This is a genomic window from Salinibacterium sp. SWN139 (genome assembly GCF_015864625.1).
GTDB lineage: Bacteria > Actinomycetota > Actinomycetes > Actinomycetales > Microbacteriaceae > Rhodoglobus.
In genome coordinates, this window is the sequence record NZ_JADYWV010000002.1 from 420929 (window position 1) to 444960 (window position 24032).

Here is a 24032-nt window from a genome sequence, read left to right on the forward strand (position 1 = left end):
TTACCCATTCGATTGTGGCCAATAGTCCAGCGAGCAGCCTACGCCTGTTCGGGCGCATCCCCTACTATTCGGGCGACCCGGCCCGCGGGCGTGGCGCTGGCGGTGGCGGCACTTCTTTGGCCGCGATAACTTTCGCGAGCTCGATGGTCTCTAATCCGCGCTTGGTGGCAACAACACAGTGCGTATCGTCGGCCAGGTGAAAGTAGCCGAGGGCGTCGGTGGCCCGTCCATCCTCGATGAGATGGCGCACCACCACACGGGTTCCACTCGCGGTTGCCTTCAGAAACTCTGCCGGGGTAGCCATCGGGGTCACCATGAGCTCTTGTCGTAGTCCTTCAAGAAGATGCCGAACAGGTCTTCGCCGTCCTCGCCGCGCACGATGGGGTCATAGACCCGGGCCGCACCATCGACAAGGTCGAGGGGCGCATGGAAGCCCTCTTCTGCGAGTCGCACCTTCGTGGGGTGGGGGCGCTCATCCGTAATCCAGCCGGTGTCAACGCTCGTCATGAGAATGCCGTCGGTCTCGAACATTTCGCGAGAGCTGGTGCGCGTCAGCATGTTCACGGCAGCCTTGGCCATGTTGGTGTGCGGATGCCCGGGTCCCTTGTAACCGCGACCGAAAACGCCTTCCATTGCCGACACGTTGACAATGTATTTGCGTCGCGCAGTCGAGGCGGCCATCGAAGGACGCAGCATCGAGATCAGCACAAAGGGAGCAGTCGTGTTAGCGAGCTGAACTTCCAACATCTCGAGCGGATCAACCTGATCGACATGCTGGGTCCACGAGTTGATTGAGTCGAGATCGGGAACGAGCCCGCCAGCATCAATCGCCGTGCCCGCAGCGAGACGTTCGAGCGAACTCGAGCCGGCTGTCATGGCCTGTTCGGTCAGTTCTTCGGCGCGCGTGGCAGCGGCGGCCAAGATCGGATGCGCCGATACAGACTGCGCGAGGGCCTGCGGGTGCGGGTCGTTGGTGTGGCCAAAGGTCGTGAGCTCGGGCAACGGGCCATCGGGCAGCGGAGCAAGCTCACCATCCACGAGAGGCTGGTAAGCACCGGGGGAGCGGCGCACCGTCTGAGTCGCATTGTTGATGAGGATGTCGAGCGGCCCCTGCGCCGCAACGGACTCGGCCAGCCCGATCACCTGGGCGGGGTCGCGGAGGTCGATTCCGACCACGCGAAGGCGGTGCAGCCAGTCTGCCGAGTCGGGCAGGCTCGAGAAACGACGAACGGCATCCCGCGGAAAGCGGGTCGTGATGGTGGTGTGCGCGCCATCCCGCAGCAAACGCAACGCGATGTACATGCCGATCTTGGCGCGACCACCCGTGAGCAGCGCACGCTTTCCAGTGAGGTCAGTGCGGGCGTCACGCTTGGCGTGATTGAACGCCGCGCAGCTCGGGCAGAGCTGGTGATAGAACGAATCAACGGTCGTATAGGGCTGCTTGCAGATGTAGCAGGGGCGCGCCTTGATCAGCTCGCCCGCCGTCGGAGCTTCAGTGTTCGTCGAAATCGGGATGCCGCGAGTCTCGTCGTCGATGCGGTCGGCAGCGCCTGTGGCAGTTGCCGCAATCACTTCGCGGTCGGCGTCGGCGATGGCGGCGCGTTTCTCGAGGCGGCGCTCTTTCTTGACGGCCTTGAACATGGCGGCGGTAGCGCGGCGCACTGTCACAAAGTCGGGGTGCTCCTCGTCCATGCCTGCCATCTGGCTGAGCACTTTGAGAGTGGTTTCGAGCTCACCGGGATCCACAACGGCGGGGTCATGTTCAGGGAGATCGCTGGAATTAAGCACACCCGATTCTACCCGCGCCGGCAGCCCCGTTTGGCTCGTACGGGAGCGTACGAGCCGTATGCTGGCGGAATGATCCTCAGCGTCGTGCTCGCCCTCGCCGGCTCCGTGTTTTATGGTGTCTCAGACTTCTTCGGAGGCTTGAGCACTCGACGCTTGCGGGTCGTACCCGCGACCACGATCATCCACGTCTTCGCCACCGTGTCTCTCCTGATTGCGATGCTCTTTGTTCCCGTGCGTTTCGAACCGGGTGCCCTGCTCTGGGGCGGCGTCTCCGGCGTGGCCGCCATCGTAGGGTTGCTCACCTTCTACGCTGCCCTTGCGGATGGCCCGATGAGCTTGGTCGCGCCTTTGATTGCGGTCGTGGGCGCGGTGGTTCCGGTCGCGTTTGCGGTAATTACGGGCGAGCAACTCCCAGCGCAAGCGTGGATCGCCATTGTGCTCGCGCTCGTCAGCGCTCTGTTGGTGTCGGTCACTCGATCAGATTCTGCTGCGCGGGTTCGCCCCCGCACCGTCTTGGTCAGCATTGTGTCCGGTGTCAGCCTCGGTGGTGCCCTCATTGCTCTCGACCATGCCCCGGAATCCGCGGGGCTCGCTACCGCGGTCGTCGAGATTGTGGTTGGGCTTGCCGTCATGCTCCTGCTGCTTGCTTTCACCCGGCTGAGTGCTCCGCTGCACGACTTCTTCGCCCAGTTCGATCACCAGCCCGAGGGCGGACCCGTCGTGAGTGTGAGCCGGGCACGCATTCTTGCCGCCGCCGGTGGTGTGCTCGTTGGGGCATCCAATGCGTTCATTCTTTTCGCTCTCCAGGCGGGAAGCTTGGCGGTTGTTTCGGTGCTCGTGAGCTTGTATCCGCTCGCCACAATTGTGCTCGCTCGCTTTACACTGCACGAGAAGGTCAGCCGTATTCAGCTTCTCGGAATGCTGCTCGCCCTCGTCGCTTCGGTGATGCTCGCGCTCAGCTAGCGTGCTCAGAGGGGTGCTGACCCGGCTACGGTGGAACAATGGCCTCACTTCTGGATGCGCTTCCGACGCCCTTTGACGCAGACGCAACCTATGACGCTTTCGTCGGGTGGGCATCCGATCGCGGATTGACTCTCTATCCTGCGCAGGATGAAGCTGTCATCGAGCTCGTCTCGGGCGCGAATGTGATCCTCTCGACCCCCACGGGCACCGGCAAGTCTCTCGTAGCTATTGCCGCTCACGCCATCGCGCTGACCCAGGGCCAACGCACGTTCTATACAGCCCCGATCAAGGCGCTGGTGAGCGAGAAGTTTTTTGCCCTCGTCGAGGTATTCGGTGCCGAAAACGTCGGGATGGTCACGGGAGACTCGTCCGTCAACGCCGATGCGCCCATCATTTGCTGCACGGCAGAGATTCTTGCCAACCTTGCTCTCCGTGAAGGGGCGGATGCCCGGGTCGACCAGGTAGTGATGGACGAGTTCCACTTCTACGCCGACCCCGATCGCGGCTGGGCCTGGCAGGTACCGCTGCTCATTCTGCCCAACGTGCAGTTCGTGTTGATGTCGGCCACGCTCGGCGACATGCAGCCGTTGGCGGATGATCTCAGCCGTCGCACGGGCCGCGAGACGAGCCTCATCACCGGGGTGGAACGTCCTGTTCCCCTGCACTACTCGTGGGCGCTCACGCCGATTCACGAGACGGTCGAAGATCTTCTCTCGACGGGCCAGGCCCCGATTTACATTGTCCATTTCTCGCAGGCCGCAGCGTTGGAGCGTGCCCAAGCGATGACGAGCCTCAAGGTCGTGACGCGCGAGCAACGCGACGAGATCGCTGATGCCATCGGTGACTTCCGTTTCACGACAGTGTTCGGCAAGACGCTGTCACGCCTCATCCGCTCGGGCATCGGCGTGCACCACGCCGGCATGCTGCCTAAGTACCGTCGCCTCGTCGAACAACTGGCCCAGCGCGGGCTGCTGCGCGTCATTTGCGGAACCGACACTTTGGGCGTCGGCATTAACGTGCCCATCCGCACCGTTCTGCTCACCCAGCTCACGAAGTACGACGGAACGCGGATGCGCCAGCTCACCGCTCGCGAATTCCACCAGATCGCGGGCCGAGCGGGTCGTGCCGGTTTCGACACCGCCGGTACGGTGGTTGCTCAAGCCCCCGAACACGAATCTGACAACGCCAAGATGGTGGCCAAAGCGGGAGACGACCCCAAGAAGCTGCGCAAGCTCGTGCGCAAGAAAGCTCCCGACGGGTTTGTGACTTGGAGCGAAGCGAGCTTCAACCGCATGATCGCCGCCGAGCCAGAACAGCTCACGAGCAACATGCGCATGAACCACGCCATGATCCTCAACGTGATCGCCCGCGGGGGAGACGTCTTCACCAACGTGCGCACTCTTGTAGAAGACAACCACGAACCCCGAACCAAGCAACGTGAACTGGCGAAGCAAGCGCTGGCGATCTACCGCACCCTGCGCACCGCCGAGATTGTCGAAGAACACCGCGTCTCGGACACCATGATTGTGGATGTCGAAGAGGTCGAGAGCTTCGACGAACGCATTGAGATTCGACTGACCGTTGACCTGCAGGCGAACTTCGCTCTCAACCAGCCGCTCTCGCCGTTTGCTGTAGCCTCCTTCGACCTGCTCGACAAGGAATCACCCACGTATGCGCTGGACATGATTTCGGTGCTTGAAGCGACGCTCGATAACCCGCGGCCGATTCTGTCGCAGCAACAGTTCATGGCGCGCGGCGAGGCTGTCGCGGCAATGAAGGCCGAGGGCATCGAGTACGACCAGCGCATGGAACTGCTCGAAGAGGTCACCTGGCCCAAGCCGCTTGAAGAACTGCTTACGGCCGCCTTTGAGATGTACAGCGCAAGCCAGCCCTGGATCGGCGATTTCGAACTCAGCCCCAAAACTGTCGTGCGCGACCTCTACGAGCGGGCCATGACCTTCGCTGACTTCGTCGGTTTCTACGGTCTTGCGCGCAGCGAAGGTCTCGTGTTGCGGTATCTCTCCGATGCCTACCGAGCGACCCGTCAAACGATTCCGGATGATGCCAAAACCGACGAACTTCTTGACCTCATCGAGTGGCTCGGCGAACTGGTGCGCCAGGTCGACTCGAGCCTCATCGACGAGTGGGAGGCCATGACGAACGGCGTCGACTCCGCTACCAGCGGCGAGCCAGTGCTGCCGCCAACTCCGGCATCCGTTGTCACCAATGGACGGGCCTTCCGCGTGCTTGTGCGTAACGAAATGTTCCGCCGAGTGCAGCTCGCCGCCCGCGACGACGCGGTCGCACTCGGTGAGTTGGATGCCGCAGCCGGCTTCGATGAGGAGGCATGGGGCGAGGCGCTCGACCGCTACTTCGACGAGCACGACACCATCTCTGTGGCGGGTGACGCGCGCGGCCCCGCCATGATCGCCATCACCGAGGAGCCGGGCCAATGGCATGTGCGTCAGATCATTGAAGACCCCGCGGGCAACCACGACTGGGCGATTACTGCGACGGTTGACCTCGCCGAATCTGCCGTTGAGGGTATTGCTGTGGTTCGCGTGACGGGATTCACCCGTCTTGATTAGCGGTGGCTCGGCATAATCGCGCCCAGTTCGGTGTTGAATTCTTCTATGCTCCGCTCTCAGCGTTTCGTTCTCGTGGTCGCGATTCTCGCGTCTTTTGTCGCGTTTCTCGATGGCTCCGTCATCAACGTTGCCCTTCCTGCGATCAGCGCCGATTTGGGCGGTGGGTTGAGCACCCAGCAGTGGGTTGTCGATGCGTATCTCATTACGCTCGGTTCCCTGATTTTGTTGGCTGGTTCGCTCTCTGATGTGTTCGGTCGCATTGTGATTCTGCGCGTCGGGCTCATTGGCTTCGGGGCCGCATCGCTGTTAATCGCCGTGGCGCCCACCGCAGAATTTTTGATTGCGTTCCGCGGGGTTCAGGGAATCGCGGGAGCTCTGCTGGTTCCGAGCTCGTTGGCACTCATCATGTCGTCATTCCGGGGTGCAGCCCAAGCCGCCGCAATAGGCCAATGGACCGCGTGGACGAGTGCCGCATTTCTTGTTGGCCCCGTTCTTGGTGGGCTCTTTGTTGACCTTCTGAGCTGGCGCCTCGTCTTCGCCATCAATGTGATTCCGATTGCTGTGACGCTGTGGATGATCGTGCTACTCGGCCACAAAGACGAACGTAAAGTGAACACCCGCGTTGACTTTCTCGGTGCTGCTTTGGGAATCGTGGGTCTCGGCGGGCCCGTCTTCGCCCTCATCGAGCAAGGAAATTTCGGCTGGGACAGCCCTGTGGTCTTTGTGCCGTTCACGGTCGGCATCCTGAGCCTCGTTGCTTTTCTGTTGTGGCAGGGCAAAGCTCCGCATCCCATGTTGCCGCTCGAGCTCTTTCGCCACCGCAATTTCAGCTGGGGGAATATCGCCACGATGTTCATTTATGGCGGCCTCGCTCTTGGCGGTTTCATCGTCGTGATCTACCTGCAAGAGGTGGCCAACTATTCGGCGACCTCTGCCGCGCTCGCGTTTCTGCCGTCGTCGATCGGCATCATCCTGCTGTCCTCGTACTTTGGTCGGTTGAGTGGCCAGTATGGGCCTCGCTGGTTCATGACGCTCGGGCCGCTCTTGGGCGCCAGCGGCTACATCACGTTCCTGGGTATGGGAGAGACGGTCAATTACTTCACCGAGGTCTTGCCGGGCGTGCTTCTCTTCGCCGTGGGCATGTCGATGACCGTTGCTCCACTCACGTCAGCCATCTTGGGGGCGATCTCCGCGGAACAGGCGGGCATCGGTTCTGCCGTCAACAACGCCGTGTCCCGCATCGCCGGGCTCATCACCGTCGCCCTCGTCGGTGTGATCGTCGTGGGGCCGCTTGCCCCCGAAAACTTTCACCGGGTTGTCATCGTGATGGCATCGCTGCTGTTCGCCGGGGCGCTGGTGTCGTTCCTAGGCATCCGCAATCCTGCTCCGACGGAGACTCCCATTCCGGATGCTTCTCCGCCGCTGGCCTGAGCTGGCGTCGCCCATCCGAACGGAGTGCGAGGCGCGTGTTAGCGGAGTTGTGGTGCTGAGAGCAGCAAAAGTACCACGCTGATCAGCGCGGCGACGATGCTGAGTCGAAACAGCATCCGCTTCATAACGTTGCGGATGATAAGCGTCAGGCTCACCATCGCAATCGCGAGTATCGCGGCGGCGCCCAGGAGGCCGACCGCCGTGGGCGGGGTGCCAGGACCGAACACGATAGCGAGAGACGCTGCGACAAGGCTGACGGCGATAACGACTCCGGATGCAGCAGAGCCAAGGTAGTGTGGCAACCCTCGCACCCCGGTCTCTCGGTCGTCGTCAAGATCGGGCAGCACATTGCTGAAGTGAGCGGCAACACCGAGAAGGGCACCGGCGACAATTACCCACGCTGCGGCGAGTTGTGGCGGCTGGCCAGAGAGAGTCACGATGGCGGGCAGTGCGCCGAAACCGATGATGTACGGCACGACGGAGGCGATGGTTGATTTGAGCCCGAGGTTGTAGAGCCAGCCGCTCGCGAGAAACACCCCATGAGCCAGAGCCGCAAGGGGGCCAAGCGTCAACGACAGCCCGACGGATGTTGCGGCCGCGATGATCGCGATGGTCGCCACGAGTTGTGACGATACTTCGCCGCTCGCGATCGGCTTATCGGTGCGTCCCGTCCGGCGATCCCGTGCCGCATCGAGCCAGTCGTTCGAGAGGCCAACGGAGAGTTGGTTAGACAAGATCGTGACGGTCACTACAGCCACGCGCCATCCGTCAAGGCCGGCACCCCACGCTAACGCGCACGCGATGAGCGTCACCGCAACGGTTGGTCCCGGGTGGGTGGACCGGGCAAGGGCACGCAACATGAGGCAAGAGTAGCGTTTGGCAGAGTCGTGATGCTTACTCACAGACATTGTGACCTATGTTGATTCTGTGAGTGATGTTTTTGATGCTTCGGTGCTTGCCGCCAAGCTGCCAGGTACGTGGGCGATTGCCGCGACCAATTTTCCGATGTGGCTCGATGGCACCCGTCACAATCCTGAGTTCACTTATGAGCCTGCAGAGGGCGATGAGCTCACGCTTGCCGACACCGTGAGCTACACCACTCGCGCGGGCGAAACCAAGACCATCGTGGGCACAGACCGCCTCCAGGGAGACGAGTTTGTGTGGCGCGGTCAGGGCTGGCTCAAAGTGCTGACAAGCCGCTGGCAGGTTGTGGGGGCTGATGATGCCTTCGACACGGTTGTCTTGCGGTTCTCGCGTTCCCGGCTCACGCCTTCGGGAATCGACATCATTACGCGCAAAGACGTTGAAGTTCCTGACGTGCGCACGACGGTCGCGCACGCCACAGAAGAGTTTGGTCTGACTGCCGAAGACTTTGCCTCCCTCACGTGGCTTTCTTAACCCCGATTTTCTGATCCCGGGTACCATCGCAGCATGACGAGTGCGCGCCGAGTCCCCGCGTTTGCGGTTGCACTGGCTGTTTCGTTCACTCTCGTGGGCTGTACGGCGACGTCACCGTCTGCTGTGGTGCCAGCACCCACTTTTGCGCCACGCGTAGCGCCCGTGCAGGTCGATCCAGTCGCGCAGTACGCGAGTGATCGACTGTCCACGATGTCACTGCGACAAAAAGTGTTGAGCATGCTCATGGTCCACATCCCCGGGGTTTCTCCGGCCGATCGCATCAGTTCTGATTTTGCGGATGTCGGCGGCTTTATCCTCATGGGCGACAACATCCCGAGCACGCTCAGCCAACTCACCGCAGATACCGCTGCTCTCAGTGACGAGTCGGGCTTGCCTGTTTTGGTGGCCACCGACCAGGAGGGCGGAATCGTGCGTCGCGTTCCGACGGATGACGCGGCATCTGCCCTCGAACTGCGCGATCGTGACCCGCAAGCCACCTTCGACGCCTTCGCTCAACGTGGTGCCCTGCTCGAATCGGTGGGGGTATCGGTCAATTTCGGAATCGTCGCCGACGTTGCCAGCGATCAGTCGAGTTTCATCTACGAACGTTCATTTGGCAGTACCGGAGCGGAGGCGGGCGCGCGCGTTGCTGAGGCCGTTGAGGGCGAATCTCCCATTCTTTCTACGCTCAAACACTTTCCGGGGCATGGTGCAGCCGAAGGGGATTCGCACACGAGCATCCCGACGACGGCACTGTCGTATGACGACTGGAAATCCACTCACGCGGTGCCGTTCGAGGAGGGTATTGCCGCTGGCGCCCCCTTGGTCATGTTCGGGCATCTTGAGTTCACCGCGGTCGACCAGGAACCGGCGACGTTCTCGGCTCGCTGGCACGAAATCTTGCGCGACGATCTCGGATTTGATGGGGTATCGATCACCGACGACATGGGCATGCTTGAGCGTTCAGGAGTAGCAGAATATTCGAATCAGGTCACCAACGCGGTGCGCGCGATCGAGGCGGGCAACACGATGCTGCTCTACGTCGGAGCTGTTGACGCCTCCGGTATTGTGACCGCCGTGTCGCACGCTATTGACGAGGGCGAACTCGATGAAGCCGTCATCGACGAGGCTGCGCTGAAGCTGCTTGAAATGCGCCGCGGCCTCTCCGGCGAGACCGGTCGCTTCGTGCACTGTCTAGCCGGCTGCGTCACGATCGCAGGCTAACGAGCGACGCTCGCCTGCTCAGCTGCTAGCCGGTTGGCTTGTCGCCGACAATTTCTTCGTGAACGCGACGCACATCCTCCAGCAGCGAACCGATCAAGATCCAATGCTGCGGATGCGGCGTCAACACCGTGAGCGGAGCGGTGAGCGTGAGAAGTTCCCGCGTCGGCGGCGCGGTCTCCCGTTCGCTCGGTGAGCGGCCGCGCAGCCGCAAGTCGTGGGCGGCGCGTTCGAGTTCGCCCGCAATCGACAGCGCAACGGGGTCGGTTGCGAGGTCGGAATCGTAACGGTCGTGAATGGCACGCGCCATCCCGAGCGTTCGAGTGACGATCACAGTGAGCATTGCAAAGAGGTCGCGGTCGCGGCGCAGCATGCGGTGGTGTTTGCTGCGGCGGGGGTTCAACGTCAGGCTGTCTGTTCCCTTGCGAAGTGCTGCGGAGGCCGCGTCGCGAAGCTCTTTGAGGTGGCGCGAATCTGCCAACAGCACCTCGAGTTCGGCATCCGTCTTGGGCACACGGAGGGCGGAGGCTAAGGACTCGAGGGCCGCAGCGGTGTGCTTGGTCAGCAACGACACCGCGGTGTGGGCGGGGCTCACGATCACGGGGGCAACGATCGCGAGGTTCACGATGAGGCCGATCATGGCACCGATGATCGTCTCGATGATGCGGTCAACGGCATATTCAGCATTCTGGCCGCCGAGCGCGATCACTAGCATGGCGCTGATGGGAATCTGGTTGGCAGACCCCGCGCTGAGTTTCAACGCCCAAGCGACGACGACCGCGAGCACGATCACCATCAGAATGACCCAGGTTGAGTCTCCGAAGAGTTGCCCGGCCCCGAGAGCGATCACTACGCCCGCGACAACACCAATACTGCGCTCGAGGCCCTTTTCGATCGACTGCGTAACGCTCGGCTGCACCACGAGGAGTGCTGCGATCGCCGCAAAAATGGGCAGCGGTTGTTGCACGACGAAACCCGCGACGAGCCACGCGATTACCGCGGCAACAGATGTTTTGAGTACTTGCAGCAGCGGAGAACGACGCGCAATAACAAGCGTCGTTACGAACTTCACCGGGGTGTCTTTGCTTCCGAAATCGCATCGGCGGCGCGCACGAGTGCCAGGTGGCTGAGTGCTTGAGGGGTGTTTCCCGCCTGGCGATTGTTCACGGTGTCGTATTCCTCGCTAATGAGACCGACATCGTTTGCGAAGCCGACGAGGCGATCCATGAGGGTGGTTGCGTCAGCCATTCGGCCGGACGCAGCGTACTGCTCAACCAACCAGAAGGAACACGTGAGGAACGGATTCTCGCCATCAGGCAACCCGTCGACACCGCTTTCGGTGAGGTATCGCAACACGAGTCCGTCGGAGAGCAGTTCGTCTTCAATCGCCGCGACTGTTCCCAGCATGCGGGGGTCATCGGCGGCAAGGTAGCCGACCTGAGGGAGTTGCAGAAGTGAAGCGTCGACGCCGGTGCCACCGTAATACTGCGTGTAGGTGCCACGCTCGGCATCCCACCCTTCGCGCTCGATTTCTTGGTAGATCTCTTCGCGGATCTCTTTCCACGTCTCGATGGGACCATCGAGTCCAAACTCTTCGACAGCGGTAATCGCACAGTCCATCGCCGCCCACAGCATCACGCGAGAGTGAGTGAAGTGACGTTCTGGCCCACGGATCTCCCAGATGCCGTTATCGGGGCGTTGCCAGTTGTCTTCGACGTGCGACATGAGCGCGCGCTGCAGGGGCCAAGAGAAGTCATTCTCGTGAACGCCAGAGCGTCGAGCAGCTTGGAGGGCCACCATGACTTCACCAAAGACATCGCCTTGAAACTGGTCAAAGGCGCCGTTGCCGACGCGCACGGGGGAAGCACCCTCGTAGCCGGGCAGGGAAGTGAGCTCGCGCTCCTCCAACCAGCGCTCGCCAGAGAGGCCGTACATGATTTGAACATCGGCGGGGTCACCGGCGATGGCGCGGAGCAACCACCGGCGCCAGGCCTCGGCTTCGGAAACATAGCCGTGGTCAAGCAACACGTGCAGGGTGAGCGCCGCGTCGCGGAGCCAGACATAGCGGTAGTCCCAGTTGCGGGTGCCCCCGAACCACTCCGGCAGACTGGTCGTCGCCGCAGCCACGATTCCGCCGGTGTCTTCGTGGGTGAGCACGCGGAGAACCAGTAGCGATCGCTTGACGATCTCGCGATACTGTTCCGTCGGCTCGCAATGTGCCGACCAGTTAAGCCACCACTGACTTGTGGTCTCGAGCACAGAATCCACGTTGACCGCGGCTGGTGGATTGCGGTGCGCGGGGTACCACGTCATGGTCAAGTCGCGAACCTCGCCAGCACCCACGGTGAATTCACCACGGTGTGTGTGGTCTGACGCGTGCATCTCAACGCCGCGAGCAACGATGGCATCGGGGCCGGCAACGCCGATGATGGCGTGACCGCCCGATTCGGGCGCTTGGTGCAGCCACGGCAAAGCGGTGGCGTAGCCAAAGCGAATCAACAGTTCGGCGTACATCTCCACGCTGCCGCGGATTCCGCGCACGCGACGGATGACATCGGCCCGGCGGTTGCCGTGGGGCATGAAGTCGGTGACTTCAACTTCGCCGTCTTCTGTTACCCAATTGGTGACGAGGATGAAGGTGTTGTCTTGGTACTTGCGCGTCGTTGTGACGGTAGCGGGAGCATCCACACTCGCCCGCGGAGCCACTAGCCAACGGCCGTGGTCTTCGTTGCCGAGCAACGCTCCGAACATTGATGCGGAGTCGAATCTCGGAAAGCACAGCCAGTCAATGCTGCCGTCTTTTCCGATGAGGGCAGCAGTCTGACAGTCGCCGATGAGGGCATAGTCTTCGATAGGTAACGCCATTGTTCAATCATTGCAGCGTAAAAGGCTGTGACCCTGTACATCGGCGCATCGTGCGCCAAATTTAACAAAGAATGTGACGCTAGTCGTTAATGAGGCCGAGTTCACGCAGCTCAATAGCGAGGCGGGCACCGTCTGGCGCAAACCGCCAGGGAATCGAGGACGTTTCTTCGTCCTCTGCCAACCGGCTCCGTCCACCGGCGAGAACTGCTTCACCAGTCGAGAGCTGGCGGATGGCGACGGCGGAGACGTTGTCGGGATGACTACGAGCGAATTCGCCATAGATCTCTTCGTCGTGTTGGCCATCGTCGCCCACAAGGAGCCACTTCACGCTGGGAAACTCTGCGGCTAGACGTCGCAGCTCGGCACGTTTGTGCTCAGCGCCGCTGCGGAACCAGCGATCGTGGGTTGGGCCCCAGTCGGTGAGCAGCATTGCTCCGCGGGGGTAGAGATTGCGCCGAAGAAAGCGAGTGAGCGTTGGGGCCACATTCCACGCGCCGGTCGAGAGATAAATCACGGGAGCGATGGGGTTCGCGCGAGCGATTCTGTCGTACAGCACGGCCATGCCCGCTACCGGGCGTCGGGCGTGTTCGTCGAGCACGAAGGTGTTCCAGGCGGCGAGAAGCGGGCGAGGAAGCGCGGTAACCATGACGGTGTCATCGACGTCAGAGATCACGCCGAAAGTCGACTGGGGGTCCACCACGAAGATGTGCGCGGTCGCGGGTTCCGCACCAGCGGAATCAAGGGTGGCGGTCTGCCAGCCGGGGCTGAGGGTGGCACTAATTTGAGTATCTATAACGCCACCGCGGCTCGGGGTGACTTCCACTTTCGTTCCGCCGATGGTCACGGTGACTACTTCGTCATCAACGGGGATGCTGAAGAAACTGCGCCAGCCACGTACCTTCTCGGCGCGCTTCTTTGATGTCTCGGTTCCTCGAGTCAGCACTACACGGCACAGCACTCGGGCCCAGCCGGGAGCACCATAACTGCTGTACGGGATGATCGTGGTGGTGAGGCCGCGCTTGCGACCACGACGTTCGCGCCACCGGTGAAACGAATCCTCGATGCGGGCGGCTCGATGAAGGAACTCGCCCGCCGTTTTCGACGGACTGCTGGATGCGCTGGTTCGAGCCATTACTCCAGCCTAGGGCGACTGGTGGTCATCCGGGGTGCACAAGCGTTCGCTCCGGTGGCCTAACGCTGCGGCTCAGCGCGCAATTGTTCACTCAACGTTGCGGATGCGGTAACCATCGCGTCGACCAATAACCGGTCGCCGCGGGTGTGAGGGTCGATCCATTCGTCGATTGATTCCTGGTCGACAATGACCGGCATCCGGTCGTGGATGTCGGCAAGTGCTCCGGTTGCCGCCTGCGTCAACATTGTGGTCGTCAGATGCCAGCGCGCGGGATCACTCGGGTCAGCTGCGGGATCTTTCCACCACGAGTAGAGGCCGGCGAAGAAGAGGAGCCCTTGGGGTGGCGCTATGTAATAGGGAACAGGCTTCGACCCGCTCTTCTGCGTTTCGAAGTATCCGATCGCGGGCAACACGGCACGTTGGCTGATTACGGCGGAGCGAAAAGTGGGTTTCTCGGTCACTGTCTCGCTGCGAGCGTTGAAGGTTGGATACTTTCCGCGCAGCACAGGAGAGAACGGGGGAGTAAGCCACCACTGGGCGAGTGCGGCTCGGCGGATCACCTCTGACTCTGGGTCGTCGCGGTCGCTCGTCGTCTTGAGCAGGATCGGCACCTGATCGGTTGGCCGCGCGATGGGGGTTGCTAGCCAGTCAGCTTGCCACTCCTCAGGTGGTCTACCGGTCGCCGAAACAAATTCGGTGATCATCTGATTCACCGTGTCGTCCATAGCAAATCGACCGCACATATATGAATTTTACGGCTCTTTGTCAGAAAAAGTGAGCTTCTACCCCACGTAGAACAATCGTTCTAAAGGTTAGGATTGATCAGACACCGAGAAGGGGGCCATTGTGTCCGCACAAACAACCACCGTTGAAATCGTGACTGAACCAGCAGTCTCGCTACGCAACGAGCCCGTGCAAGCACGAAGCACAGCTCGTCTAACCGCACTACTTGATGCAGCTGCATCCATCGTCGACGAGGTCGGCATTGAGCGACTCACCACCGCTATGGTTGCCGAACGCGCGGGAGCGTCGATCGGTACCGTTTACCGTTACTTCCCCGACCGCATCGTTCTGCTTCAGGCTTTGGGTTCGCGCAACTTTGAGCGCGTCATGACTCGCATCACGGATGCGATCAATGACCCAGCCCACGCCGACTGGCGTGCAGCGCTGAGCACCGCGTTCGAATCCGTTATCTACACGTACCGCACCGAACCAGGTTTCCGCGGATTGCGCGTAGGAGACCAGCTTGACTTGCGCCCGCTGCCGAACGGCCGCACGCACAAGTCGTTGGTTGCTGAGCGCATCGTTGAAGCACTGTCGGCTCGTTTTGGCGTAGAGAACTCTGCGGCAACGCGGTTCACGCTTGAAGCGGCTCTCGAGATGAGTGATGCCCTTGTGGCGCGCGCATTCTTGATGAACCCTCAGGGCGATGACGAATTCATTACGGTGAGCACGTCGTATGTTCGAGGCTTCATTATGGAGAACATCGGCTGGTAGTTCAGTTCGCTCTGTGCGAATTTGCCTTAGTTATACCCAATCGGGAATGACAGCGGCGTCGAATACTGTTTAGCTAATAGTGCTGGCAAGTGTCGATCCGCGTAGAGGCGCGAGGAATGAGCCGAAATTATGATTGAATTTCGAGCAGTAACCAAGCGTTTCCCCGACGGGACCGTGGCCGTAGAAGACTTTAATCTCGTGATTCCGTCGCGAAAGATTACGGTCTTCGTCGGGTCATCGGGCAGTGGTAAAACAACGCTGCTGAGAATGATCAACCGCATGGTTGACCCCACGGATGGCGACATCGAAATCGATGGCGTCAGCATCATGAGCAAAGAACCGGTCGCTCTCCGGCGCAGCATTGGCTACGTCATGCAGAACTCCGGGCTCTTGCCGCACTTCAAGGTGATCGACAACGTCACCACGGTGCCGATGCTCAACGGAGTGCCCAAGAAGAAGGCACGAGAGCAGGCGCTCGAGCTCCTCGACACCGTCGGCCTGAGCCGCTCTTTGGCGGACCGTTACCCCAGCCAGCTTTCGGGCGGGCAGCAACAACGCGTCGGTGTGGCGCGCGGTCTTGCGGCCAACCCCAATATCCTGCTGATGGATGAGCCCTTCGGTGCGGTTGACCCGATCGTGCGTGCTGAGTTGCAGCAAGAAACCATTCGGTTGCAGCATGAGCTCGACAAGACGATCGTGTTCGTGACCCACGACATCGACGAAGCATTCTTGCTTGGCGATCAGGTCGTCATTCTTGAAAAGGGCGCCAAGATCGCGCAGGTCGGCAGCCCGACCGAGATCATGGCAGCACCGGCCAGCGAATTCGTCGCCAATTTCATCGGGACTGACCGTGGCAAGCGAGCGCTCACGCTCAAAAAGACCGCTAACGGAACAATTCTCGTCGACAGTGAAGGCCGCGGCGCCGGCGTTCTTGTAGGAGGGTCAGACCTAGCGTGACCTGGATCATCAATAATCTTGATCTGATCTGGGGCCTCACGCTCGAACACATTCGGTTGAGCATTCCGCCGATCGTTCTTGGGTTCCTCATTTCGATCCCCCTCGGGTGGCTCGCATATCGCTTCAAGCTCACGCGGGGCATCTTGCTGACCCTTGCCGGGCTGCTCTACACGATTCCCTCGCTCGCGCTCTTTGTGATCTTGCCACCGTTGTTGGGGATTCCTTTCTTGAGCGAGTACAACATCATGATTGCGCTCACGCTCTATGCGGTGGCCATCATGGCGCGGTCAGTAGCGGATGCTCTCGCCTCCGTCGATCCCGCAATTCGTCAATCTGCCACCGCCGTCGGTTTTGGCGGCTGGCGTAGATTCTGGACGGTCGACTTTCCGCTCGCCGGGCCCGTCGTGCTTGCCGGATTGCGCGTGGCAGCGGTCTCCACCGTCAGCCTCGTGACGGTCGGAATTCTGATCGGAGTCGAGAGCCTCGGTTATCTCTTCACCAACGGTTTTCAGCGTCGCATCATCGAGGAGATTTTCTCCGGCGTTGTCATGACTGTGGTGGTTGCTCTGCTTATCGACCGAGCCCTCGTGCTCCTCGGGCGCTTTCTCATGCCGTGGGCAACAGTGGCGAAGAAAAAGAAGCCTGTGCCTGAACCAGTGAAGGAAGGTGAACTCGTATGAACCTTCTAGTAGAAGCAATTCAGTGGCTCTTCTCACCGGAACGTCTTGGCGGCAGCAACCCCATTCCCGTTCGCGTCGAAGAGCACTTGTTCTATACCTTCCTCTCGGTAGTGATCGCCGCCTTGATCGCAGTGCCGTTGGGGTTCTACATCGGTCACACTGGGAAGGGACGCGAATTCGCTGTCGGGCTCTCTGGTGCGGCTCGCGCCCTGCCGTCCTTCGGTCTCATCCTGCTGCTGGTTCTGCTCTTCGGCGTGGCCCAGACTCAACTGCAAATTGCGGCCGTCACTGCATTCGTGTTGCTCGCCATCCCGTCGATTCTGGCTGGTGCCTATGCGGGCATCGAGGCTGTCGACCGCCGAGTCATAGATTCGGCCCGCGCTATTGGCATGACCGAGTGGCAAATCCTCTGGAAAGTGGAGGTTCCCCTGGGGCTTCCGCTGCTGATCGGCGGGCTGCGGGCGGCAACGCTGCAAGTCGTTGCCACTGCGACTCTGGCGGCCTACGTCGGCCTTGGCGGTCTCGGAATTTATATCTTCCGCGGCCTTCCCCTCCAGCGCTATGACGAGATGCTCGGCAGTGCCCTGCTGATTGCGGCGCTCGCGCTCGCTCTCGATGGAATATTCGCTCTGCTTCAACAATTCGCGGTTCCCCGCGGAGTTTCGGCTGGGCGTGCTAAAGATGTCCGAACGTCGTCACCTCGACGACGTCCGGTGGCAGCAAAAGTTGCCCAAGAAAGAAGAGGATAGAAATGTTCACAGCTAAGAACAAAGGCCGGCTCGCGCTTGGCGCCGCCGCGGTCGGGGTTGCAATTGCCCTGTCAGGGTGTGCAACTAGTGATCCCTTGGACACTGGATCGAGTGATGACAACGCCAGCAGCGACACCATCGTCGTAGGATCGCAGGCTTATTACTCCAACGAAATCATTGCGGAAATCTATTCGCAGGCACTCGAAAACGCCGGCTTCGACGTTGATCGTCAGTTCCAGATCGGCCAGCGCGACGCCTACCTTCCCGCTCTTGAAAGCGGCGAAGTCGACATCATGCCCGAGTACACGGGAAACCTTCTCCAGTTCTACAGCGCCGACACAACGGCTACCGCTTCAGACGAGGTCTATGCAGAGCTCGCTGACGCACTTCCTGAGAGTCTCACCGTTCTCGACCAAGCATCTGCTACCGACCAAGACTCCTACAACGTGACGGCTGACTTCGCCGCAGCGAACTCGCTCGTCACGCTCGCGGACTTGGCTGGCGTGAGCGACCTCAAGCTCGGCGGCAACGCTGAACTCGAAGAGCGCCCCTACGGACCTGCCGGTCTTCAAGACACGTACGGTGCAACCGTGAGCTTCACCGCCACCGGCGACACGACGGTTGATGCTCTCGTTGCGGGCACCATCAACATCGCAAACGTCTACAGCGCCGACCCGCGCATCCAAACCGAGAACCTCGTGAGCCTGACTGACCCTGAGGGGCTTTTCTTGGCATCCAACGTTGTTCCGCTCGTAAATGCAGATATCGCTGACTCTGTTGCTGACGTGCTCAACGCTGTGAGCGCCAAGCTCACGCCCGAAGGCCTCGTAGCCCTCAACGTTCAGAGCACCGTTGACAAGATGTCGTCTGACGACATCGCCAGCGCGTGGTTGAGCGAAAACGGTCTCAGCTAGCACTGGCCAAGCAACAACACCTAGCTGAATAGTTCAGCACTGCTGACTAGTTCAGCGCTGAGGGGCGGATGCACGAGCATCCGTCCCTCTGCCGTTAACGATTATTCGCTGTCGTGATGTTCCATATGGCGTTGCTGAGAGCGGTGCAATAGTTTTTTGGCGACAAACGTGATGATGGCAAGCGCCGCCACAACGGCGACGAAAATATACCCTGCGTAATGCAACTGATCGAGGAGCTCCCGAAAGCTGCCAGCAGTGAGCGCGCCGACGGAGACGTAGCCGATTGACCAGATGCTGGTGGCAGGAACGGTCCACGCCATGAACGTGCGGTAACGCATGGTGCTCATGCCGACCGTTACCGGAATCAACGAGTGCAGCACGGGCAGAAAGCGGGAGATGAATACCGCGATGCCGCCGCGGCGCCCAAGATAACGTTCGGCCTGAACCCAGTGCTGCTCGCCAATGCGCTTGCCGAGCTTCGAGTGCCTGATCTTTGGGCCGAAGAAGCGCCCAAGCGCGAACCCGACGCTCTCACCGATGAGGGCACCAACGATTACGACCGCGATGAGGATGGCACCCTCAAGAACGCTGCCCACTGCTGAGCTGGCGACTAAGACCACGGTATCGCCGGGCACGAGCAGCCCGACCAAGATCGAGGTCTCGAGCATGATCGCGACGCCCGCAAGGATGGTGCGCAGCACCGGATCAACCGACTGCACGGTGTCAAGAATGTAGCTCAGCGCATCGTTGACCCATTGGCCGATATCAACGCCGGCAGCGACGACTGCGGTGTTGAGGGCAAGGTAAGCAGGATCCACAGAATCAGCCTAGCGAGCCAAGCCGAAAGCAGACTGGCTATATGGTGCGAGCGAGGGCTCCGAGCCGGGTGCGCCACTGCGCGAGACGGCCCGGCTTCTCCGCAACAGCTGGCCCTTCAACCCACTCGGAGACGATACGGATGCCGTGCAGAGCATTCACTACCCATACCTCGGTTTCGGCGAGTTCGGCCGGAGTCACGGCTTCTTCGTGGGTGTCGAGCCCGAGCGCCCGCGCCAGCGTGAGCACGCTGCGGGAGGTCACGCTGTCTACGCGTAGGAACTCCGCCGGGGGACCGCAGAGAATTTCGCCGCGCCACCACAAAATCGCGCTGTACGCACCCTCGATAACGAAGCCTTCGTCGGTGAGAATGATCGCTTCGTCGGCGCCGTGAGCGCGAGCGCCAACCTGCAAGGCCCCGAGGGCAGCAATGTCTGGCCCTTTGACGCTGGGCTGGCTCCGAGGATCCTCCCCCGTGAAACTGATCGCCTTCGCTGAGCGGCGCAATTCGGGGTTGGCGCGCAAGCGCAGAAAGAACTCCGTTCCGCGAAGCTCGACGCGCGGAAACCAGGCGCCAGCGCGGGGGAGAGCGGCGATCGCAGCCGTGAAGAATTTTTCAGCAGTTTCTTGCTGGGCAGCGGGCACGGCATCCAAGAATCGTTGCTGGTGAAGATTGAGGGCGAGCACCTTGCCGGAGTCGACGAGCCACGAATCGGCGACTTTCATGGGGGTTTCGGGCACGTCGTCGGGGGAAACTTCGAGGAGTTGGTCGTTCTGCCACCGGTAAATTGCGTCCGCACTCATAGGCTTAGGTTATGCGCTCTCGCGTTCTCATTGCTGACCTGCCGCGCTGGGTCGACCCCGCGGCGGTGTTTAGCGAACTCCTGAAGAGTGCCGATAGTGCGGCAGGCGCAATCTGGCTCGACAGCGGAGTGAGCGCGACGACCGGTCGCAGCTACCTTGCGCTCTCGCAGCGCGCCGTGCTCAGCACTGACCTCACGGAACCCGTTTTCGACTGGATGCAGCGCGAGTTCGCCGTGCCCGACGTCGATGTGTCTTCCGCACCAGAGGGTTTCTGTCTCGGCTGGGTTGGCTGGCTCGGCTACGAACTGCGGGGCGAATCGCTCGGGGTTCCCATCACTAAACTGGCCGAGACCCCGGATGCCGCCTGGCTGTGGGTAGACCGCGCTCTGGTGTTCGACCACACGTCTCAGTCGCTCAGCTTGCTCGCTCTCGGCGAGAGCTGGACATCGGAGCTCGCGCAGTGGCGCGACGACATTGCGGCGCTTGTTGCCGCGGCGGGTGAAGCAGGCCATCCCGCGGTGCCGGTAGTGCCTGCAACCGCACCGCAGGCGCGCTCACCACGCTCCGCGACACCGCCGCCGAGCGCCATCTGGCGCGATTCCGATGCTGACTATCTCGCCATGATCGCAGCCTGCCAGAGCGCAATAACTGAGGGCGATGCCTACCAGTTGTGTCTCACGACGAGTGTGCACGTCGATGAGGTCGCTGATCCTGCGGGCACTTATCTGGCGCTCCGCGCCGCGAACCCTAGCCACCATGGCGGATTTATGCGGGTGGGGGAGACAGCGCTGCTGAGTTCGACTCCCGAGCAGTTTCTCTCTATCGACCCGAGCGGGCTAATCGAGACTAAGCCAATTAAGGGCACGCGCGGCCGCGGCTCCGACCAGAGTGACGACGACCGGCTCGCCGCCGAGCTACTCGCGAGTGACAAAGAACGCGCCGAAAACCTCATGATTGTTGATCTCATGCGCAACGACCTTGGTCGCGTCTGTGAGGTCGGTTCGGTGACGGTGCCGAAGCTGTTCGACGTAGAAAGTTATGCGACCGTGCACCAGCTGGTGAGCACCATCCGGGGTCAATTGCGGCCTGATGTGAGCGCTGTCGATGCCATCAGGGCGTCGTTTCCGGCTGGATCGATGACGGGAGCGCCCAAACATTCGGCGACGCTCATTCTCGATTCTCTTGAGCGTGCCCCGCGCGGCATCTACTCGGGCGTCTTTGGGTACGTGGGGCTTGACGGTTCCGTTGACCTTGCTATGGTCATCCGCTCCATCGTGATGGATGCCCGAGGTTCCACGATCGGCGCCGGCGGTGGCATCACGGCTCTCTCGGTGCCAGCGGAGGAGCTGGCCGAGGTCAAGTTGAAGGCGGCTGCACTGCTACGAGTGCTCGGTGTTCCGGCCGACTGAGCGGCCGCGCATCCGCTCTCAACCGCAGCGAACCACCGGTCTACCGTGGGGCTGTGTACTGTGAGAGACGTCAACTCATAGACAATGGAATTGCCCGACACTTTTTGGCCCCCGCGAGCGCGGCCGTGAGTTGGGTAATCTTAGATCTTCCCTGTAACGAATTGAGAGTGTTTACGTGACTGAGCAGCCCAACTTTGCTGGTGCACACGACGACCGCGAGAGTGGCTCGGACTACGATGTAGCCGCCATTCACGCTAAGTGGCAAGCCAAGTGGGAAGAGCTTAAGCCGTTCGCGACGAGCGACCCCGAAGACAAGCGCCCGCGCAAGTACATTCTCGACATGTTCCCGTACCCCTCGGGCGATCTGCACATGGGTCATGCCGAGGCCTATGCCTTCGGTGACATCGCCGCGCGGTACTGGCGTCAGCGTGGCTTCAACGTTCTTCACCCCATCGGATGGGACTCCTTCGGCCTTCCTGCTGAGAACGCCGCTATTGAGCGCGGTATTGACCCTCGCGGCTGGACTTACGACAACATCGATCAGCAGAAGAAGAGCATGAAGCTCTATGGCGTTTCCTTTGACTGGGATCGCGTTCTGCACACGAGCGACCCCGAGTACTACAAGTGGAACCAGTGGCTGTTCCTCAAGATGTACGAAAAAGGTCTCGCGTACCGCAAGGATTCCTGGGTCAACTGGGACCCGGTAGATCAGACTGTTCTCGCGAACGAGCAGGTTCTGGCTGATGGCACGTCCGAGCGTTCCGGCGCCGTCGTTGTCAAGAAGAAGCTCACGCAGTGGTACTTGAAGATCACCGACTACGCCGACCGTCTGCTCGACGACCTCAACCAGCTTGAGGGCGCCTGGCCGTCGAAGGTTCTTACGATGCAGCGCAACTGGATAGGCCGCTCGGTCGGTGCGGATGTCGACTTCGAGATCGAAGGTCGTGACGGTAAGGTTACGGTCTTCACCACGCGCCCCGACACCCTCTACGGTGTGACCTTCTTGGTCGTCGCCCCTGACGGTGACTTAGCTGCTGAACTCGTGGAGAACGCCAGCGACGATGTGAAGGCGTCGTTTGCTAGCTATCTTGAGCAGACCCAGAAGCAGACTGAGATCGAGCGCAAGGATGCCGGTCGGGAGAAGACTGGTATTCCTCTCGATCGCTTTGCTATCAACCCGGTCACGGGCGAGCGCATCCCGATCTGGGCTGCCGACTATGTTCTGGCTGATTACGGTCATGGCGCGGTCATGGCTGTGCCTGCCCACGACCAGCGCGACCTTGAGTTTGCGATCAAGTTCGACCTGCCGGTGCGTGTCGTACTCGACACAAATGCGCCGATCACTGGCCTGATTCCCGTTCTCGAGCTCGACGAAAACGGCATGGCTATCCTCCCCGATGACCTGCCGCCGTTGAACCCGCGCGAGACGGGTAAGTCGCTGCAGGGCGATGGCCGCATGATCAACTCGGGCCCTCTCGATGGTCTGAGCAAGAACAATGCGATCAAGAAGATCGTGGAGCAGCTTGAGGCTGCTGGCACCGGTCGTGCTGCAAAGACGTACCGTCTGCGCGACTGGCTGATCAGCCGTCAGCGCTTCTGGGGAACCCCCATCCCGATCATCCACGGTTCGGATGGCGAGCTGATTCCGGTTCCCTTCGACCAGCTGCCTGTTGAACTGCCGTCGACGGAGGGTCTCGACCTGAAGCCGAAGGGCAAGTCGCCTCTCGCCGCAGCCGAAGACTGGATCAACGTTGAAGACCCGCGCGATGGCAGCCCTGCCCTTCGCGACGCTGACACGATGGACACGTTTGTCGACAGCTCGTGGTACTTCTTGCGGTTCTTGTCGCCGAACGACTCTGAGCAGGCCTTCGACCCGGCAGAAGCAGAAAAGTGGGCTCCGGTCGACCAGTATGTCGGTGGCGTTGAGCACGCGATCTTGCACTTGCTGTATTCGCGCTTCATCACCAAGGTGCTCTTCGACCTCGGCTACGTCAGCTTCACGGAGCCCTTCAGCGCGCTGCTGAACCAGGGCATGGTGCTCTCTGAGGGCAAGAAGATGTCGAAGCGCAGCCGCAAGGCTGTCACGTTCTCGGGCGAAATCGCCGAGCACGGTGCCGATGCGCTTCGTTTGACGCTGGCCTTCGCTGGCCCGCCTGAGGAGAACATCAACTGGGAAGACGTGTCGCCTGCGGCATCACACAAGTTCCTGGCTCGCGCGTTCCGTGTCGTGCGGGATGTCACGAGTGCTCCCGAGATCGAGTGGAAGACGGGCGACACAACGCTTCGTCGCGCCACCCACCGCTTCCTCGCCGATGGCCCAGGTCTCGCCGAGTCGCTGAAGTTCAACGTGCTCGTCGCTCGCATCATGGACCTCGTCAACGTGACGCGCAAGACGATCGACACCGGTGCCGGCGGCGGCGACGCTGCAGTGCGCGAGGCTGCCGAAGTCATCACCATCGCGCTCAGCCTGTTCGCGCCCCACACGGCAGAAGAGATGTGGGAGAAGCTCGGCTACGAGCCCACCGTTGCACTCGCCGGCTGGCGCAAGGCCGACCCCTCTCTCCTCGTTGAGGACTCGGTCACGGCCGTGGTTCAGGTGGATGGCAAGGTGCGTGACCGCCTCGAAGTCTCGCCCAAGATCGATGGTGCCGATCTCGAAGCCCTCGCCATGGCGTCCGAAGCGGTCAAGCGCACCGTCGGCGACCGCGAGATCGTTAAGGTCATCGTGCGTGCTCCCAAGATCGTGAACATCGCGACTCGTCAACAGCCGACCGAAGGCTAAGACACTCCACACGTTCAACTAAGCGCGTTCCGAGCAAT

21 protein-coding genes are annotated in these 24032 nt (G+C 61.1%); 12 read left to right on the plus strand and 9 right to left on the minus strand.

What is annotated here, in order from left to right; genetic code table 11:
- Positions 1-64 precede the first annotated feature (64 nt).
- Positions 65-304, minus strand: coding sequence for a hypothetical protein (locus I6E74_RS07195; RefSeq protein WP_197124313.1), 240 nt, complete (start codon positions 302-304; stop codon positions 65-67).
- 5 nt (positions 305-309) lie between these two features.
- Complete coding sequence (locus I6E74_RS07200; RefSeq protein ID WP_197124315.1) at positions 310-1788, minus strand: SDR family oxidoreductase; 1479 nt, start codon at positions 1786-1788, stop codon at positions 310-312.
- 69 nt (positions 1789-1857) lie between these two features.
- Between I6E74_RS07200 and I6E74_RS07205 the strand changes: the two genes are divergently transcribed.
- Genes I6E74_RS07205 through I6E74_RS07215 form a run of 3 tightly spaced genes read left to right on the plus strand, consistent with a single transcriptional unit; the run spans position 1858 to position 6770 of the window.
- Positions 1858-2751 (plus strand): EamA family transporter, encoded by an 894-nt coding sequence (locus I6E74_RS07205; protein ID WP_197124317.1) that lies wholly within the window; start codon positions 1858-1860, stop codon positions 2749-2751.
- Positions 2752-2789: 38 nt separating this feature from the next.
- Complete coding sequence (locus I6E74_RS07210) at positions 2790-5339, plus strand: RNA helicase (protein ID WP_197124319.1); 2550 nt, start codon at positions 2790-2792, stop codon at positions 5337-5339.
- Positions 5340-5384: 45 nt separating this feature from the next.
- Entirely contained in the window at positions 5385-6770 is a 1386-nt protein-coding gene (locus I6E74_RS07215; RefSeq protein ID WP_197124321.1) for an MFS transporter, read from the plus strand.
- 38 nt (positions 6771-6808) lie between these two features.
- On the opposite strand, the gene I6E74_RS07220 is transcribed toward I6E74_RS07215, so the two are convergent.
- Positions 6809-7630 (minus strand): UbiA family prenyltransferase, encoded by an 822-nt coding sequence (locus I6E74_RS07220; RefSeq protein ID WP_231604832.1) that lies wholly within the window; start codon positions 7628-7630, stop codon positions 6809-6811.
- Between the two features lie 67 nt (positions 7631-7697).
- Here I6E74_RS07220 and I6E74_RS07225 point away from each other — a divergent pair, with 67 nt between their 5' ends.
- Positions 7698-8168 carry a hypothetical protein gene (locus I6E74_RS07225; protein WP_307784417.1) on the plus strand — a complete coding sequence of 157 codons (471 nt, stop codon included), beginning with the start codon at positions 7698-7700 and terminating at the stop codon, positions 8166-8168.
- A gap of 33 nt (positions 8169-8201) precedes the next feature.
- Positions 8202-9392 carry a glycoside hydrolase family 3 N-terminal domain-containing protein gene (locus tag I6E74_RS07230; RefSeq protein ID WP_197124325.1) on the plus strand — a complete coding sequence of 397 codons (1191 nt, stop codon included), beginning with the start codon at positions 8202-8204 and terminating at the stop codon, positions 9390-9392.
- A gap of 25 nt (positions 9393-9417) precedes the next feature.
- Here the strand turns inward: I6E74_RS07230 and I6E74_RS07235 are convergent, their stop codons facing one another.
- From I6E74_RS07235 to I6E74_RS07250, 4 genes are all read right to left on the minus strand, one after another.
- Complete coding sequence (locus I6E74_RS07235; RefSeq protein ID WP_197124327.1) at positions 9418-10461, minus strand: FUSC family protein; 1044 nt, start codon at positions 10459-10461, stop codon at positions 9418-9420.
- Positions 10458-12254, minus strand: coding sequence for a glycoside hydrolase family 15 protein (locus I6E74_RS07240; RefSeq protein ID WP_197124329.1), 1797 nt, complete (start codon positions 12252-12254; stop codon positions 10458-10460). Before I6E74_RS07240 ends, I6E74_RS07235 begins: the two co-directional genes overlap by 4 nt.
- Positions 12255-12333: 79 nt before the next feature.
- Entirely contained in the window at positions 12334-13386 is a 1053-nt protein-coding gene (locus I6E74_RS07245) for an App1 family protein (RefSeq protein ID WP_197124331.1), read from the minus strand.
- A 59-nt stretch (positions 13387-13445) separates the two neighbouring features.
- Positions 13446-14129: an SOS response-associated peptidase gene (locus I6E74_RS07250; RefSeq protein ID WP_197124333.1), complete on the minus strand. Its 684-nt coding sequence runs from the start codon at positions 14127-14129 to the stop codon at positions 13446-13448.
- A gap of 103 nt (positions 14130-14232) precedes the next feature.
- On the opposite strand from I6E74_RS07250, the gene I6E74_RS14730 reads away from it, so the two are divergent.
- The 5 genes from I6E74_RS14730 (at position 14233) to I6E74_RS07275 (ending at position 18183) form a co-directional block, all read left to right on the plus strand.
- Positions 14233-14883 (plus strand): TetR/AcrR family transcriptional regulator, encoded by a 651-nt coding sequence (locus tag I6E74_RS14730; RefSeq protein ID WP_197124335.1) that lies wholly within the window; start codon positions 14233-14235, stop codon positions 14881-14883.
- Positions 14884-15012: 129 nt separating this feature from the next.
- On the plus strand, positions 15013-15840 hold the full coding sequence (locus I6E74_RS07260; RefSeq protein ID WP_197124337.1) for an ABC transporter ATP-binding protein: 828 nt from the start codon (positions 15013-15015) through the stop codon (positions 15838-15840).
- Complete coding sequence (locus I6E74_RS07265) at positions 15837-16520, plus strand: ABC transporter permease (RefSeq protein ID WP_197124339.1); 684 nt, start codon at positions 15837-15839, stop codon at positions 16518-16520. Before I6E74_RS07260 ends, I6E74_RS07265 begins: the two co-directional genes overlap by 4 nt.
- Positions 16517-17269 carry an ABC transporter permease gene (locus tag I6E74_RS07270; RefSeq protein WP_197124341.1) on the plus strand — a complete coding sequence of 251 codons (753 nt, stop codon included), beginning with the start codon at positions 16517-16519 and terminating at the stop codon, positions 17267-17269. Before I6E74_RS07265 ends, I6E74_RS07270 begins: the two co-directional genes overlap by 4 nt.
- A gap of 2 nt (positions 17270-17271) precedes the next feature.
- Entirely contained in the window at positions 17272-18183 is a 912-nt protein-coding gene (locus I6E74_RS07275) for an ABC transporter substrate-binding protein (RefSeq protein ID WP_197124343.1), read from the plus strand.
- Positions 18184-18284: 101 nt separating this feature from the next.
- Here I6E74_RS07275 and I6E74_RS07280 read toward each other — a convergent pair whose 3' ends face one another.
- Complete coding sequence (locus tag I6E74_RS07280) at positions 18285-18947, minus strand: DedA family protein (protein ID WP_197125227.1); 663 nt, start codon at positions 18945-18947, stop codon at positions 18285-18287.
- Between the two features lie 91 nt (positions 18948-19038).
- On the minus strand, positions 19039-19803 hold the full coding sequence (locus I6E74_RS07285) for an aminotransferase class IV (RefSeq protein WP_197124345.1): 765 nt from the start codon (positions 19801-19803) through the stop codon (positions 19039-19041).
- 11 nt (positions 19804-19814) lie between these two features.
- On the opposite strand from I6E74_RS07285, the gene I6E74_RS07290 reads away from it, so the two are divergent.
- Complete coding sequence (locus I6E74_RS07290) at positions 19815-21212, plus strand: anthranilate synthase component I family protein (RefSeq protein ID WP_197124347.1); 1398 nt, start codon at positions 19815-19817, stop codon at positions 21210-21212.
- A gap of 175 nt (positions 21213-21387) precedes the next feature.
- A complete protein-coding gene (gene leuS / locus I6E74_RS07295) occupies positions 21388-23994 on the plus strand; it encodes a leucine--tRNA ligase (RefSeq protein ID WP_197124349.1) in 2607 nt (868 codons plus the stop codon).
- The last annotated feature ends 38 nt before the right edge of the window (positions 23995-24032 follow it).

Bases quoted from the DNA above. Each gene is read 5' to 3' on its own strand.
- I6E74_RS07195 (WP_197124313.1), bottom strand. From the start codon at position 304: ATGGCTACCCCGGCAGAGTTTCTGAAGGCAACCGCGAGTGGAACCCGT.
- I6E74_RS07205 (WP_197124317.1), top strand. From the start codon at position 1,858: ATGATCCTCAGCGTCGTGCTCGCCCTCGCCGGCTCCGTGTTTTATGGT.
- I6E74_RS07210 (WP_197124319.1), top strand. From the start codon at position 2,790: ATGGCCTCACTTCTGGATGCGCTTCCGACGCCCTTTGACGCAGACGCA.
- I6E74_RS07215 (WP_197124321.1), top strand. From the start codon at position 5,385: ATGCTCCGCTCTCAGCGTTTCGTTCTCGTGGTCGCGATTCTCGCGTCT.
- I6E74_RS07220 (WP_231604832.1), bottom strand. From the start codon at position 7,630: ATGTTGCGTGCCCTTGCCCGGTCCACCCACCCGGGACCAACCGTTGCG.
- I6E74_RS07230 (WP_197124325.1), top strand. From the start codon at position 8,202: ATGACGAGTGCGCGCCGAGTCCCCGCGTTTGCGGTTGCACTGGCTGTT.
- I6E74_RS07240 (WP_197124329.1), bottom strand. From the start codon at position 12,254: ATGGCGTTACCTATCGAAGACTATGCCCTCATCGGCGACTGTCAGACT.
- I6E74_RS07245 (WP_197124331.1), bottom strand. From the start codon at position 13,386: ATGGCTCGAACCAGCGCATCCAGCAGTCCGTCGAAAACGGCGGGCGAG.
- I6E74_RS07250 (WP_197124333.1), bottom strand. From the start codon at position 14,129: ATGTGCGGTCGATTTGCTATGGACGACACGGTGAATCAGATGATCACC.
- I6E74_RS07260 (WP_197124337.1), top strand. From the start codon at position 15,013: ATGATTGAATTTCGAGCAGTAACCAAGCGTTTCCCCGACGGGACCGTG.
- I6E74_RS07270 (WP_197124341.1), top strand. From the start codon at position 16,517: ATGAACCTTCTAGTAGAAGCAATTCAGTGGCTCTTCTCACCGGAACGT.
- I6E74_RS07275 (WP_197124343.1), top strand. From the start codon at position 17,272: ATGTTCACAGCTAAGAACAAAGGCCGGCTCGCGCTTGGCGCCGCCGCG.
- I6E74_RS07285 (WP_197124345.1), bottom strand. From the start codon at position 19,803: ATGAGTGCGGACGCAATTTACCGGTGGCAGAACGACCAACTCCTCGAA.
- I6E74_RS07290 (WP_197124347.1), top strand. From the start codon at position 19,815: ATGCGCTCTCGCGTTCTCATTGCTGACCTGCCGCGCTGGGTCGACCCC.